The 13,186-nt window shown below is 64.3% G+C and carries 14 protein-coding genes; 3 read left to right on the forward strand and 11 right to left on the reverse strand.

The window, feature by feature from the left end; translation table 11 throughout:
- Positions 1–44: 44 nt before the first annotated feature.
- The 10 genes from N551_RS0113235 to N551_RS0113280 all read right to left on the reverse strand — a co-directional run bounded on the left by N551_RS0113235 (position 45) and on the right by N551_RS0113280 (position 9,648).
- A complete protein-coding gene (locus N551_RS0113235) occupies positions 45–989 on the reverse strand; it encodes a cation diffusion facilitator family transporter (protein ID WP_027567376.1) in 945 nt (314 codons plus the stop codon).
- An 18-nt stretch (positions 990–1,007) separates the two neighbouring features.
- Entirely contained in the window at positions 1,008–1,913 is a 906-nt protein-coding gene (locus tag N551_RS0113240) for an NAD(P)/FAD-dependent oxidoreductase (RefSeq protein ID WP_027567377.1), read from the reverse strand.
- Positions 1,910–2,986, reverse strand: coding sequence for a flavodoxin family protein (locus tag N551_RS0113245; RefSeq protein ID WP_027567378.1), 1,077 nt, complete (start codon positions 2,984–2,986; stop codon positions 1,910–1,912). Before N551_RS0113245 ends, N551_RS0113240 begins: the two co-directional genes overlap by 4 nt.
- 79 nt (positions 2,987–3,065) lie before the next feature.
- Positions 3,066–3,266 carry a hypothetical protein gene (locus N551_RS0113250; protein ID WP_027567379.1) on the reverse strand — a complete coding sequence of 67 codons (201 nt, stop codon included), beginning with the start codon at positions 3,264–3,266 and terminating at the stop codon, positions 3,066–3,068.
- 2 nt (positions 3,267–3,268) lie between these two features.
- On the reverse strand, positions 3,269–3,475 hold the full coding sequence (locus N551_RS0113255) for a hypothetical protein (protein WP_027567380.1): 207 nt from the start codon (positions 3,473–3,475) through the stop codon (positions 3,269–3,271).
- Positions 3,476–3,729: 254 nt separating this feature from the next.
- Positions 3,730–3,942 carry a hypothetical protein gene (locus N551_RS0113260; protein WP_027567381.1) on the reverse strand — a complete coding sequence of 71 codons (213 nt, stop codon included), beginning with the start codon at positions 3,940–3,942 and terminating at the stop codon, positions 3,730–3,732.
- 169 nt (positions 3,943–4,111) lie between these two features.
- The gene (locus N551_RS0113265; RefSeq protein ID WP_027567382.1) at positions 4,112–4,858 is read right to left on the reverse strand and encodes a Crp/Fnr family transcriptional regulator; all 747 of its coding nucleotides are present in this window, start codon (positions 4,856–4,858) and stop codon (positions 4,112–4,114) included.
- Positions 4,858–8,025 carry a CheR family methyltransferase gene (locus tag N551_RS0113270; protein WP_027567383.1) on the reverse strand — a complete coding sequence of 1,056 codons (3,168 nt, stop codon included), beginning with the start codon at positions 8,023–8,025 and terminating at the stop codon, positions 4,858–4,860. Before N551_RS0113270 ends, N551_RS0113265 begins: the two co-directional genes overlap by 1 nt.
- 340 nt (positions 8,026–8,365) lie before the next feature.
- On the reverse strand, positions 8,366–8,632 hold the full coding sequence (locus tag N551_RS0113275) for a hypothetical protein (protein ID WP_027567384.1): 267 nt from the start codon (positions 8,630–8,632) through the stop codon (positions 8,366–8,368).
- Between the two features lie 8 nt (positions 8,633–8,640).
- Positions 8,641–9,648, reverse strand: a complete 1,008-nt coding sequence (locus tag N551_RS0113280) for a chemotaxis protein CheB (protein WP_027567385.1) — start codon at positions 9,646–9,648, stop codon at positions 8,641–8,643.
- A gap of 88 nt (positions 9,649–9,736) precedes the next feature.
- Here N551_RS0113280 and N551_RS0113285 point away from each other — a divergent pair, with 88 nt between their 5' ends.
- Positions 9,737–10,141, forward strand: a complete 405-nt coding sequence (locus tag N551_RS0113285) for a response regulator (RefSeq protein WP_155809697.1) — start codon at positions 9,737–9,739, stop codon at positions 10,139–10,141.
- A 343-nt stretch (positions 10,142–10,484) separates the two neighbouring features.
- Here N551_RS0113285 and N551_RS0113300 read toward each other — a convergent pair whose 3' ends face one another.
- Entirely contained in the window at positions 10,485–11,267 is a 783-nt protein-coding gene (locus N551_RS0113300) for an SDR family oxidoreductase (RefSeq protein ID WP_027567387.1), read from the reverse strand.
- Positions 11,268–11,440: 173 nt separating this feature from the next.
- On the opposite strand from N551_RS0113300, the gene N551_RS0113305 reads away from it, so the two are divergent.
- Together N551_RS0113305 and N551_RS0113310 are read left to right on the forward strand one after the other, a co-directional pair.
- Positions 11,441–12,616, forward strand: coding sequence for a zinc-dependent alcohol dehydrogenase (locus N551_RS0113305; protein WP_027567388.1), 1,176 nt, complete (start codon positions 11,441–11,443; stop codon positions 12,614–12,616).
- Between the two features lie 12 nt (positions 12,617–12,628).
- The gene (locus N551_RS0113310; RefSeq protein WP_027567389.1) at positions 12,629–13,171 is read left to right on the forward strand and encodes a hypothetical protein; all 543 of its coding nucleotides are present in this window, start codon (positions 12,629–12,631) and stop codon (positions 13,169–13,171) included.
- The last annotated feature ends 15 nt before the right edge of the window (positions 13,172–13,186 follow it).

Raw genomic sequence — 13,186 nt, forward strand, 5'->3', positions numbered from 1 at the left:
TCCTGCCATCGCGGCGATTGTGAACACCGGGGAACTTCGCGAAGCTAGCCGTAACGCCTTGCGCGCACCGCCCGGTAGCGAGCATCGGTCTGAGGCTTGATGAACAGCGCCGCCACGCTTGGATGGCGTTTGCGTATCTCGGCCTCGATCGAAACGACGCATCGCTCGATGTCGTCGGCGCGCTTGTCATCCGCAAATTCGATGCTGAGGGCCGCAACGACCTCGACCGGCGACAGCTGCACCGTCAGAAGACCGTTGGCCCTGAGCACGCCGGGCGAACGTCTTGCGATGTCGAGGACCGATCGCGCAAGCTCCGGATCGGCAGGCTCGCCGATCAGCAGGCTCTTGCTCTCGCGCGCGAGACCGATCGACACGATCGCCAGCAATATCCCGATCAGGATCGAGCCGATCCCATCCCAGACCGGCTGGCTCAGTACTACGGCAGCCGCGGTGGCCGCCGCGGCAATGGCGATGCCGACCAGCGCCGCGCTGTCCTCGAGCAGCACCATGAATGCCGGAGGATCCTTGCTGCGAACAAAAGCCTGATAATATCCGAACCGCTGGCCGTCCGAACTGAAGCGCCGCAGGGCAACCAGCCAGGAGCCGCCTTCAAACAGGAACGACAGCCCGAGCACCACGAAGCTGACGATCGGACTTTCGATCGGCTCGGGTGCGGCGACATGCAGAATGCCCTGATACAGCGAGACGCCGGCGCCCAGCGCGAAGATCAGCAGCGCAACGATGAAGCTCCAGAAATACAGCTCGCGCCCATAGCCGAGCGGATGGGATTCGTCGGGCGAACGGCTCGCGCGCCGGTAGCCGTAGAGCAGCAGGATCTCGTTGGTCGTGTCGACGAGCGAATGCACCGCTTCGCTCGTCATGGCCGAACTTCCCGTCCAGGCGGCGGCGCCAATCTTCGTGACCGCGACCAGGACATTGCCGAAGAGCGCCGCATAGACCGCGGACTTCGAGGATGATTCTGTTGCCAATGTCCGATACCCCGTTCCTCATGCCAGCCGCCGCGGCAGGCTGTGGTGGATGGTGCAGGCGGCGAGCGCGGCGTGGCCGAACGCGACCGAGATCTGGTGCAGGTCGGTGACGACGTCGCCGATCCCGTAGAGCCCATCGACCGAGCTGCGCTGATGGTCGTCGACTTTCAGGTAACCCTCCCCGGTATGTTCGGCCCCCAGCTTCATCGCAAGATGCGAGCGCACCTCCGCACCCATCACCGGGTAGACCATCTCGAATTGCGCCGTCCGGCCGTCGGCGAAGACGGCTTCGACTCCGTGGTCTCTCCGCCTCAGGCGCAGGCCGGGGGCGACGACGATCTCGACACCCGCGTCATTCAGCTCCGGTGCGGCGGCCTTCCCGTCATCCTCGCCCGTTGCCAGCAACGTTACGTCGCGCGAGTAGCCGCGCATGAAGAGCGCCTTGCCGGCGGCGCGGTGAAGCGGACCGACGATGCCGATGCGACGGCCGATCGCCTCGTAGGCGTCGCAAACGGGGCAGTAGCGCAACAGCCCGTCCGCGACCGCCGCGCGCCATTCGTCGAACGACGGATGGACGTCGACGATGCCGCTGGCAAGGATGACGGTGGCGGCCGTATGCGCGCCGCCGTTCCAGATCGCCTGAAAACCGTGATCGTGTCGTCGCAAGCCGGTGACCTCGGCATCAACGCGCGTGACCGCGAGCTCGCCGAGTTGCGCGGACATGCGCGCGAGCAGGTCGGTGCCGGACAGGCCGTGGACGAAGCCCGGCACATTGTGACTGCGCGGGATCAGCGCCGCCCGGCTCGCGCCTGCGTCCACAACACAGACGCGGCGCCGAAATCGCGCGAGGTAGATCGCAGCCATCAGCCCGGCGGGGCCGCCGCCGACGATCAGGCAATCATACGGCTGATCATTCGCCGTCATTTTGGGTTTGGATCGGACAGGCCCGCACCGGGCTCGCGAAGCTGTCCACTCCGCGCCAACCGGACCGCACTGCCCAGGGCGCGCGCGACGTTCTGCACCTCTGTCTGGAATGCCTTGTCGTCATCGAGCGCGCGGTGCGAGGTGGCGTATGGCTCCATGTAGCCGACATAGCCATCGACCTCGGCGAAGCGGCCCGCCGAGATCAACTGCATATCGGTCAACCAATCCGACAAGGCCCGGCGCACGCCCTCGGCACCGACCGCATCGCCGTGAACGACAAGGCCGAAATGACGACCGGCGAGATGGCGCGGATAAGACCAGCCCTTCAGCTCCAGAGCCTTCGCCTCTGCAGCCTTCTTGCCGTGGGTCGAGGTCGGATCGGGATTGCCGCCGTCGGCGCAGACCATGCGGTCCATCATCGCCTTCAGGCCGGCGGGCACGTGATACCAGTTCACCGGCGTCACGATCAGGATGCCGTGGGCCGCGACCCAGAGCGGATAGATATCGTTCATCCAGTCGTCGGTCTGGCCCAGCGAATAGTTCGGATAGCAGCTGCACGGCCAGTGGCAGAGCGGCATCGCCGTTCCGACGCAGGACTTGCAGGGATGGATCGTCTTGCCGAACTCCGAAGTCAAGCGCGACAGATCGAGGATGTCGACGGCAAACCCAAGCTCGGCAAAGACCGGCTCGGCGAGCTCGACCAGACGCCAGGTCTTGGACATCTCGCCGGGACAGGTGTGCTCGCTACGGGCCGAGCCGTTGATGATCAGGATGCGCGGCGTCTCGTCCGCATCGTCATGGCGTCGCTGCGCCGCCAGGATGTTTGCGCGCGCATCGAGCCAGTCGATGGCGATGTCGTAGTCGGGATCGGAGAATCCGGCACCCGCCTTTCGCGTCAGCGGGGCCTTGCGTGAACCGCTGTAGGCATCCCAGGCCGCGCCGACGATCGCGTCGAGCTCGCGCTGGAGCGGTGCAAAGGCGGGATCGACGAACCGGCTCCGGTAGCGGCGCTCGAACGCCTCGCGCGAGAGCTTGACGGGCGGCATCCCCTTGCGAATGTCGGCTTCCGTCATGCTGGCTCCTCGCGAGGTCGGTACAGTCGACCAACCCGGGGCGCAGCGCGCGGTTCCTCGTCACTCTCCTCTCGTCGCTCTACTGGCGAACAACTTCCAGCGGCACATCGAATTGCGCGATGCGCTGGTCCAGCCGCCACAGTTCGATGCGGTGCACCAGCACGAGCGAGGCGGCCTCGCGCTTGGCCTGTTCGTCATCGTCGCAGACCAGGTTGATGCATCCAAACACATGCCCGTCCGGATCGATCTGGAAAGCGCGGTAGTGCTTGATGCTCCGCATCATCATCCTCCTCGTCTCGGGTAGACGGGTTCGCTCAACCAGTCCGTCAGGTTCGAGGTCACTTCGTTCTGCATGGCGCGCTGAAGCAGCATCTCGCGCTCCTTGCCGGGCGGCAGGCTGCGCGCGCGCTCGCGGGCGGTTTCGGCGAAGGCCGCTAATCGCTCCTGGAGCGATTGGGTCTGTTTCCTGCGGTTGCGTTTGGCGGTCATTGTACTTTCACAAAGCCCTTTGGATGGAAGGAATTGGCCCCGGCGGGAGGTTGGCGCCGGGGCCGGAGTTTCGTGCCGGTTGGGGCGGCCCAGACCGGCAGCGTTCGAAGCTTCGGCCGCAACCGCAGGTTCCTGCATTTCAGTAAGTTAACGGGGCGTGATTTTGCGGGTGCGAAGCACAGCGGCCGAGCAGCGCCGGACGCGCGCAGCGGGGCGCCATCCGGGCGCGTGCTGCACGTTCACTTCGTCGGCCCCTATTCCGGCTGCACAAGGTGTTGGGGGGGCTGCTCTTCGCGATCGTCGCGAAGAGCCTTGAGCTCCGCACGCAACATCGCACTTTCCATCACCACGCGGCGCACCTCGCGCTTCGCATTTTCAAGCTGATCCGCGACCGCTCTGTGCTGCGCCCGAAGGACGCGGCTTGCTTCGATCGCGCGCTCAGCGCGGGAAAGCAGGACGTCGTTCATGGACCGAGAGTATAAAAGCTTCGCGACGAAGGCGCCTTTACGTAAGTTACGTAAGTTACTCAAAACCAGCCGTCCGCTCAAAAACACCCGCGAACACTAACCTGGATCAAGTACCTCGGAACACCCGATCGGATACGGGACCAACGACCGTTCCCAGGCGAGAAAGCGCTTAGGCCCGTCGATAGAGTTGCAGATAGCTCGGCGAGAACAGCGCCGCGTCCTTGAGCGCATCGAGATCGGTGATGGTCAGCGTGCGATCGCGCAGCACGATCAAGCCGGAGGCACGCAACTCCTGAACCGTGCGGTTGAGATGGACCACCGACAGGCCGGTGGCGTCCGCAAGATCCATTTGCGTCACCGGCATCACGCAGGAATTGCCCTCGACCATGCCGACAGGACGCAGCCGCTCGATGATTTCGCAGAACAGATGGGCCACGCGTTCAAAGGCCACCCGGCGGCCGAGGTTGATGGCCCATTCGCGCTGGATCGCGTTGTTGACGAGCGTCTCGCACCAGAACGCTTCCGCGAGCCCACGGTCGCCAGCCACCAGATTCTCGAACCGCGCGCGCTTGATTTCGGTGTAGACGACCGGCGTCATCGCCGCGATGGAATGATCCATCACCGAGAGCAGGAACGCGTGCGCGTCGCAACTCTCGCCGGGAAAGAGAAAATTGACGATCTGGCGCCTGCCATCCTCGAGCGTCTTGTAGCGGCAGAGCCAGCCCGACAGCACCAGGCGCACGCTGTCGACCGGATCGCCCTCCGAGATCAGATCCTCGCCCGCCCCTGCGCGCTGGATTCCCTCGAGCATTGCGTATTCGAGCGAAGTGCGGGCCTCGGCCGACAACGATCTCAGCACGTTCAGCCGGCGAATGACCGGATCCAGCAGGCTGCGATCTAGCGTCGACAAGGGCATCAGTTGGCTACCGCCGGTGTATGAAACGCGCGCTTGCTGAGGGGAATGGCGATCGTGCATTCCAGTCCCCTCGGATTGAATGCCATCGTGGTCTGCCCCTTGAACTCGAACGCGAGTGTGCGCTCCAGGAGCTCGGTCCCAAATCCCTTGTGCGGCGGCGGCGCAACCGGCGGCCCACCGCGCTCCCGCCACTCGAATACCAGCTCCGCCGGCTCGGTGCCCTGCTCAATGCGCCAGGAAATCTCGATGCGACCCGTCGGCCGGCTCAGGGCGCCATATTTCAGCGCGTTGGTCGCGAGCTCGTGAATGGCAAGCGCGAAGGTTTCCGCGGCCTTCGAGTGAAAACGCACCGTGGGCCCGCTGACACGCACCTGCTCGCCTTCTCTCGCATTATAGGCCAGCAGCTCCTCGACCGCGAGGTATTCGAGATCAACGCCGCCCTCGGGGTCGCGGGTCACCAGCGCCTGGGTACGGGCGAATGCGTTGAGCCGGCCGTCGAGGTGGGAAGCAAACTCTTCGACCGTCGAGCTCGTATCGGCCGTGCGACGCGCGATCGAGCGCACCACGCCGAGCGTGTTGCGGACGCGGTGCTGGAGCTCGGCCAGCAGCAAGCGCTGCCGCTCCTCGGCGCGGGTGATGGCGGTGATGTCGACGAAGGTGATGACTACCCCGGCGATGAAATTGTCGATACTGCGATAGGGCAGGATGCGCACGATGTAGCGCGTGCCGCCGTCCGGGTCCCTCAGCTCGCGCTCGGCGATGGCGAGCGTGCGCAGCACGCCGCGAATGTCGTCGTAGAGCTCCTCGATCGGGATGCGCGCCTTGATGTGCGCGATGGGACGGCCCGTGTCGGTTTCGACGAGATGCAGAATTTGCGTGATCGCCGGCGTGAAGTTCATCACCCGCAAATCGTTGTCGAGGAACACGGTCGCAATCTGGGTGCTCTCCAGGAAATTCTCGAGGTCGCTGGTGGCGCGCGTCAATTCCTGGACGCGGTGGGCCAGCTCGCCGTTGACGGTGGTCAGCTCCTCGTTGACCGACTGCAGTTCCTCGCGCGAGGTTTCGAGCTCTTCGTTTGCGGACTGAAGCTCTTCGTTGAGCGACTGGTATTCCTCGTTCGAGGACTTCAGCTCCTCGTTGGTGCTTTCGAGTTCTTCGATGGTCGCCTGAAGGCGCTCCCGCGTCGCCCGCAGCTCGCCTTCGATACGCTCCACATGCTCGGTCTGCACCAGCGCATTGGGCTGGCCCTCTTCGGGATCAATGGCGCGGACCGGGCCTTCCTTGAACAGGACGACGAAATTGCGATGGCCGCTGCCGCCATCCTGAATCGGCTCCACCGTGATGTCGACGAGAATGCGATGGCCGTTGGCGCCGAGTTGCACCTGCACGACATGGGCGGCCTCGTTGGTCTCCGTCGCGCGACTGAGCACCGCGCGCAGTTCCAGGCGGAGATCGCGGTGGACAAGTTGGAGCAGGTCTAGCGTAGCGACCCCTGCCGTCGGTTCGATGAAGCGGCCGGTGCGCCCGGAAAAATGCAGGACCTGAAAGTTGCCGTCGGTGATGACATAGGCCGGCGAGTAGCGTTCCGCGACCCGCTGCGCGCGGCGCTCCAGCCCGACGTCGGGGCGGAACGAGCGCGCCGGCACCACCTCGAGGGTTGCCCTCCCCGCAGCGGTCGTGATTGGAAATTCCGGCGGCAGCCGCGTTCCGGTCTCGAGCTTCTTGAAGATGCGGGCGCGGCGGTCGATCGGCACGAACAATTTTGGATGCCGCGTCACGTTCTCGGAATTGCCGAGGAACAGGTAGCGATCCGGCAGAAGTGCGAAATGGAATAGCGGGATCACCCGGTTCTGCAGTTCGGCATTGAGATAGATCAGCAGGTTGCGGCAGGAGACGAGATCGAGCTTGGAGAACGGTGCGTCCTTGATCACGTTATGCTGCGAGAAGATGCACATTTCGCGCAGCTCCTTGACCACGCAATAGGTGTCACCCTCGCGCACGAACCAGCGCGCCAGCCGCTCGCTGGTCATGTCCGCCTCGATCTTGGTGCGGTAGCGGCCGACGCGCGCGGTCGCCAGCGCCCGCCCGTCGATATCGGTAGCGAAGATCTGAACCTGCGGCGCGGAGTCCATTTTTGCCATGTGCTCGCGCAGGAGGATACCGATCGAATAGGCCTCCTCTCCAGTGGCGCAGCCGAGCACCCAGACGCGAACCTGCTGGCCCGCGGTCTTGCCTTCGAAGATCTTCGGGACGATCTGGCTCTCCAGCACCTCGAATTCGCGCTTGTCGCGGAAGAATTCGGTGACGCCGATCAAGAGATCGTTGAAGAGGTGCTGCACCTCGTCCTGGTCGTTGCGCAGGAAATCGACATAGGCGGAAATATCGGCGATCTGAACCACCTGCATGCGTCGCTGCACGCGGCGCAGAAAGGTATTCTGCTTGTAGCCGTGGAAATCATTGCCGGTCTTGCTGCGCAGGACGTCGGCAATGCGCGACAGCGAGGTCGCCGCAGCGGCCAAGACCTCGTCGAACCCCTGCTTCTCTTCCAGCCGCCGCAGATGACGGGCATAGACCTGGATGTGCTCGGCGATGTCTTCGGCGGTCAGCACGTAGTCGGCGATCGCGGCCGGCGTATCGGTGTCCTTCAGATGATCCGCCTCGTCGCTCGCGCCTTTTTCGGCGATCGCGAGACCACCGTGATCCTTCAGCGTCGCGGTCCCCAGCGTGCCATCGCCGCCGATGCCTGACAGGATCACACCGATCGATTGCTCGGCGCGTTCTTCAGCCAGCGACACCAGGAAGCTGTCGATGGTGGCCCGCTCGCCCGGCGCCTGCTCGGCCTGTCGGACTGCGAAGCGCCCGCCACGGATGGTGGTGATCATCGCCGGCGGGCATAGGTAGATCGTGCCGCCCTCGATGGTCTGGCCGTCGCTGATGTCGGCGACCTTGCCGCCGCTGGAATTCTGCACGATCCGGCGCAGCCGGGGTTCATCGAGCGCCTCATGATGTTGAAGCGCCAGCACGACGGCCTGGTCGGCCCCAAGGGTCAACTTGCCAAAGAAGCGTTCGATGCTGCCCAGAGCGGTCGGCGGGGCACCCACCCCGATGATCAGCGGGGAGTTGATCTGGCGCTCTCTTTCGACCGACTGGTCGCCGACTTCATGCATGGTCTTCGGTGGCTCTCATTCACTGCGGGGACTGGATGCCCGCTCGCCGCAATAGCAGAATTGATGTTATCTCAACAGGTGAAAGGCGGAAATGTCACGCTGCGTTCCATACAGCGAGCGTCGTTGTCAATTCCCGACCACCGGCCCATAGTTGCGTGCGGCAGGAGCCCTAGGATGCAAACGTCCGACGAACTCGCGGCCCTGATCAGGCGGGCCGAGGATGCCACCGCGACCGCCCGCCGGCTGCTCCGTGAGAACGACCGTTTGCGCCGCAACGTCGAGCGGCAACTCGACTTCATGTATGAACTCGGCGCAGATTTCGGGCGGCCTGCCGCCCGGATCACTCCGGACCGACTTGCTGCCGAAGGTAGGCAATCCGCTGCTCGATCAGGACACGATGGCGCAGCCATTCGGTCAGGGTCTGCTTCAGGGCCTCCGCCAACCGCTCCGCCAGGGCCGCCTCATGGCTGCCGGCACTGAGTTGACGGATCCGATCCTCCTGGTCTCGGATGCGCTGCCAACCCTCTTCGATATCCCGATCGGCCTTGGTCAGATGGCGGCGCTCGGTATCGAGCTGCTCCGTCCATTCGGCGAGGGAAATGTTCATGGCGACCCTCAAGCCTCCCGGTTGCGAACCGGAGGATCGAGCGACTTTAGCACAACCCGCCGGATCATGTCGGCATATTCACGATATTCGGCAGCCCGCGCCTGGTACATCTCGGCAACCGCGGGCCGGCCACTGCGCCGGCCGTCGGCGGCCATGCGCTGCACCAGCTCAGCCCGCTCCTCGATGATACGCAGCGCGACCCGCAGGGCTTCATCCACTTGCCCCTCCTGCTCCTTGGCGAGGATGTCGGCGGTGTAGGCGTGACCGACCTGGCAACGGAAGCGCATCGGGTGCGACTCCTTGATCTCGGACATCACGCCCCCGCAGGCCGGACAGGTCAGCGCAACCGGATCAGCCACCGAGATGAGCTTGTCACTGCCGATCCGCTCGCCGGCCGCGATCTCGACCTCGAGCCGGATCTCCGGCGGGATCGGCAGCGCGGCGCCGGCAACTTCCCTGGTGAGATCGGACAGGACATCACCCATTCCGGCGCCGGGAACGCAAAGATCGATGATGGAGGCCTCCAGGGCGCTCCTTGGCATCTCATCGGCGATGGCGTCCGAGGGGTCCTGAACCACGGATATCCCGCCGCAACGCTTGATCGCGTTGAGACCGGCCGCACCGTCGGACAACAGGCCGCTGAGCAGCACGCCGATCACGCGCGGGCCGTAATTGATGGCGGCCGAGCGAAACAAGGCGTCGATGGCCGGCCGGACCATGTTCTCGCGCGGACCCCGCCCGAGGAAAACGCGATCGTCGGACAGCAGCAGGTGATGGTCCGGTGCGGCCAGGTAAACCTGGCCCGGCTCGATCTTCATGCCGTTTTCGGCCTGCCGGACCGGGAGCGGGCCGGCGCTGCTGGCGACCGTAGAGAGAATGCCGATGCCTTGCGCCGGGATGTGCAGCACGATGAACACCGCCGCGGGCAGATCCGGCGGCAGGCGGCCCAGGATCTGCTTCAGCGGTGCGGTCGCGCCGGCCGAGCCACCTATGACGATGATGTCGCGGTTGCTCATGGAACCCACTTTCGGTTGTAACGTTTGTACCAAGGCGGGTCACCGCCCTATGTTCCTATGGACCGGAAAGGAAGGCATGGGAGGCGTCATGGTGATATCGCCCACGTCGTCAGATCCGCTGCCGCCGCTCAGCGGGCGGCGGATCTTCGTTGTCGAGGACGAATATTTTCTCGCCGATGACATCGGCAGGGCATGTCGCGAGCTAGGCGCAGACGTCGCAGGCCCGGTGGGCGATCTCGATGACGCACTCAGGATTCTGCACGACGGCAGCATCCTGGATGCCGCCGTGCTCGACGTGAACATCCGCAGCGAGATGATCTTTCCTGTCGCGCGCGAACTGAAGGCACGGAACATACCGTTCCTCTTCACGACCGGATACGACAAGGTCACGATCAGTCCGGAATTCCACGACGTGTTGATCTTGGAGAAACCGATCGATCTGCCGGCGATGGCCCACAGGCTGGCCGCACTGATCGCCGACCCGCAGGGGTGAGCCGAACGGCGATCAGAACAGATGCGCGAAAGCGAGCCAAGCGGTCACCGCCAGGCACAGGAGCACCGCAGCATAGGGCAACGCGATCCGCAAATCAGCAGCCCTCCCCGCCATTAACCCATCATCATCCAGACGATCGCCGCCATCATCACCAGAAAACCCGTGATTGCCGTTGCGATAAAGGCCTGTTCGACGCGATCCATCGGCATCACAGCCCCCTTCTCCAGCCCAACCAATCTGGCGGACTGGGAAGCCACGCGCATTAGGCTATGTGAATCGGATTCCTCCTTTGTCGATCCGCGGGAGCGGCGGGGTCCTCAGCCTAGATTGCGACGGCATCGTTCTACGACTTCGCCGTGCCCGGCTCCGCCATCTTGCGATGCTGCTTGGCCAACATCTCGTTGGGCGTGACGTTGGCGATTGTGGTCTGGATCTTGTTCTTCATTCCGGTCACGATGTCGGACTCGCCGCGCAACATGGCGTCGAAGCCGGCCTTCGCCACGTCGTAGGCGCTGTCCTTCGGCTCGGTGCCGACCTTCGTGTCCATCATGTCGGCGCGGCGAAAGAACTCGGTTTCCGTGGCGCCCGGCATCAGGCAGGTGACGGTGACGCCGCTGTCGCGCAGCTCCTCGCGGAGCGCGAACGAGAATGAATCGAGGAATGCCTTGCTGGCGTTGTAGACCGCCTGGAAGCTGCCCGGCGTGAATCCAGCGATCGAGCCCGTGATCAGGATACGGCCCGAATTGCGGCGAAGCATCTCGTTGCCGGCGCGATGGATCAGATACAGCGTGCCGGTGATGTTGGTGTCGACAAGGTGCTTGATCCTGGCAAAATCCTGGTCAAGGAAGGCCTTACCGAGGCCGACGCCGGCATTGGCCAGCAGCGCGTCGATCGGCCGGTCGCCGACCGCGGCGCAGAGCTTGTCGACGCCTTCGGTGGTGGCGAGATCGGCCTCGACCGCCTCGACGCTGGTGCCGAGCCTGCGGAGATCCACGGCCACCCTCTCGATCTCGGGCTCATTCGCCGCGATGACAAGGTTGAAGCCTCCTTGGGCACAACATCTGGCGAGTTCCAGCCCGATGCCGGTGGAGGCGCCGGTAACGACAGCAAGTTGGTTGGCGGCCATGAGCGTATCCTTCGCTAGTCCTTGAGTGGGATTGATGACGCTCCAATCACCGCGGTGGCCGCTCGTTCCTATCGGGGACGCACTCTGGTGCGGCGCAAAGATTCTGCACCGTACGATAGCAACCATCGTTCGCTGTTCGACTTGGATGCCTCGTAGCTCGCGGGAGGACAGAGATGAAGGCGCTGGTTTGGCACGGCAAGGAAGACATTCGCTGCGACACCGTCACCGATCCTGAGATTCAGGATTCGCGCGACGCGATCATTAAAGTCACGAGCTGTGCCATCTGCGGCTCGGACCTGCACCTCTTTCACAATTACATACCGGGCATGCTGCCCGGCGACATCATGGGCCATGAGACCATGGGCGAAGTGGTCGAGGTCGGCTCGGGCGTCGACGGCAAGCTGAAGAAGGGCGACCGCATCGTCGTGCCCTTCACAATCATTTGCGGCGAATGCGACCAGTGCAAGCGCGGCAATTTCTCGGTTTGCGAGACGACCAATCGCAAGCGCCACCTCGCTGAAAAAGTGTTCGGTCATTCCGGCGCCGGCCTGTTCGGCTATACGCATCTGACCGGCGGCTATCCGGGCGGCCAGGCCGAGTATCTGCGCGTGCCGTTTGCCGACGCCACCCATATCAAGGTGCCCGCCGGAATTCCCGACGAGCAATTGCTGTTCCTCAGCGACATCTTCCCGACCGGCTGGCAGGCCGCCGTGCAATGCGACATCGAGCCGACCGATACGGTCGCGATCTGGGGCTGCGGTCCGGTGGGGCAGATGGCGATCCGCAGCGCCATCCTGCTCGGCGCCAACCAGGTTATCGCGATCGACTGCCTGCCTGAACGGCTCAGCATGGCCGAAGCCGGCGGCGCGACCACCATCAATTTCGAGAACGAAAGCGTCCTGGAGCGGCTCGAGGAGCTCACCGACGGCAGAGGCCCCGAGAAATGCATCGATTGCGTCGGGATGGAGTCGCATGTGATGGCCTCCCTGCCCGACACGCTGCTCGACCGCGCCAAGCAGATGGTGATGGTGGAGAGCGACCGGCCGCATGTGCTGCGCGAGATGATCTATGTCTGCCGTCCCGGCGGCATCCTTTCGGTGGCGGGCGTGTACAGCGGATTTTCCGACATGCTTCCGATGGGCGCCTTCATGAACAAGGGCCTGACGATGCGCACCGGCCAGACCCACGTCAACCGTTGGACTGACGACCTGCTCCATCGCATCGAGGAAGGTCAGATCGATCCGTCCTTCGTCATCACCCACACCGTCCCGCTCAGCCAAGGCCCGGAGATGTATCAGGTGTTTCGCGACAAGCGCGACTCCTGCGTCAAGGTCGTGTTGAAGCCCTGAGGAGCAATATCCATGTTTCATTTCTCCAATATCGTGCGCACCAAGGGCGATCCGAAGATCGTCGAGGGCGGCCCGAGCCTGAAGCGCCCCGAAGACCAGCTCGCCCGCGCGCTCGGCTGGTTCAGCATCGGTCTCGGCGTCGTGGAATTCTTCGCGCCGCGGCGCGTCACGGAAACGCTGGGCATGGAAGGCCATGAGACGATGGTCCGCGCCTTCGGCGTGCGCGAGATCCTTGCCGGGATCACGACACTCTCGGTCGAGAAGAACGCTGGCCTGTGGGCCCGCGTCGGCGGCGACGGTCTTGATGCCGCCGCGCTGCTCTCGGGGCTGACCGCGGACAATCCCAAAAAGGGCAATATCGCGCTGGCGCTGCTGATGGTCGGCGGCATCGCGCTGCTCGACTACCGCGCCGCGCAGGACACCAAGCCGCGGCGGCCGCCGCGCGACGCACGGCGCAAGCTGTACCCGAACCGCAGCGGCTTTCCCAAGGGCATCGAGAGCGCCAGAACAGCAGCCAAGCAGATCGCAGCGCACGCCACGGCGGGGCGGACCTGAGGACGCACGACGAGG

Source organism: Bradyrhizobium sp. URHA0013 (assembly GCF_000518345.1).
In the GTDB taxonomy this organism is placed as follows: domain Bacteria; phylum Pseudomonadota; class Alphaproteobacteria; order Rhizobiales; family Xanthobacteraceae; genus Bradyrhizobium.

What these genes read in the sequence shown, in the direction of transcription:
- N551_RS0113240 (WP_027567377.1), bottom strand. Translation starts at nt 1,913, where the DNA reads ATGACGGCGAATGATCAGCCGTATGATTGCCTGATCGTCGGCGGCGGC.
- N551_RS0113245 (WP_027567378.1), bottom strand. Translation starts at nt 2,986, where the DNA reads ATGACGGAAGCCGACATTCGCAAGGGGATGCCGCCCGTCAAGCTCTCG.
- N551_RS0113250 (WP_027567379.1), bottom strand. Translation starts at nt 3,266, where the DNA reads ATGCGGAGCATCAAGCACTACCGCGCTTTCCAGATCGATCCGGACGGG.
- N551_RS0113255 (WP_027567380.1), bottom strand. Translation starts at nt 3,475, where the DNA reads ATGACCGCCAAACGCAACCGCAGGAAACAGACCCAATCGCTCCAGGAG.
- N551_RS0113260 (WP_027567381.1), bottom strand. Translation starts at nt 3,942, where the DNA reads ATGAACGACGTCCTGCTTTCCCGCGCTGAGCGCGCGATCGAAGCAAGC.
- N551_RS0113265 (WP_027567382.1), bottom strand. Translation starts at nt 4,858, where the DNA reads ATGCCCTTGTCGACGCTAGATCGCAGCCTGCTGGATCCGGTCATTCGC.
- N551_RS0113270 (WP_027567383.1), bottom strand. Translation starts at nt 8,025, where the DNA reads ATGCATGAAGTCGGCGACCAGTCGGTCGAAAGAGAGCGCCAGATCAAC.
- N551_RS0113275 (WP_027567384.1), bottom strand. Translation starts at nt 8,632, where the DNA reads ATGAACATTTCCCTCGCCGAATGGACGGAGCAGCTCGATACCGAGCGC.
- N551_RS0113280 (WP_027567385.1), bottom strand. Translation starts at nt 9,648, where the DNA reads ATGAGCAACCGCGACATCATCGTCATAGGTGGCTCGGCCGGCGCGACC.
- N551_RS0113285 (WP_155809697.1), top strand. Translation starts at nt 9,737, where the DNA reads ATGGTGATATCGCCCACGTCGTCAGATCCGCTGCCGCCGCTCAGCGGG.
- N551_RS0113300 (WP_027567387.1), bottom strand. Translation starts at nt 11,267, where the DNA reads ATGGCCGCCAACCAACTTGCTGTCGTTACCGGCGCCTCCACCGGCATC.
- N551_RS0113305 (WP_027567388.1), top strand. Translation starts at nt 11,441, where the DNA reads ATGAAGGCGCTGGTTTGGCACGGCAAGGAAGACATTCGCTGCGACACC.
- N551_RS0113310 (WP_027567389.1), top strand. Translation starts at nt 12,629, where the DNA reads ATGTTTCATTTCTCCAATATCGTGCGCACCAAGGGCGATCCGAAGATC.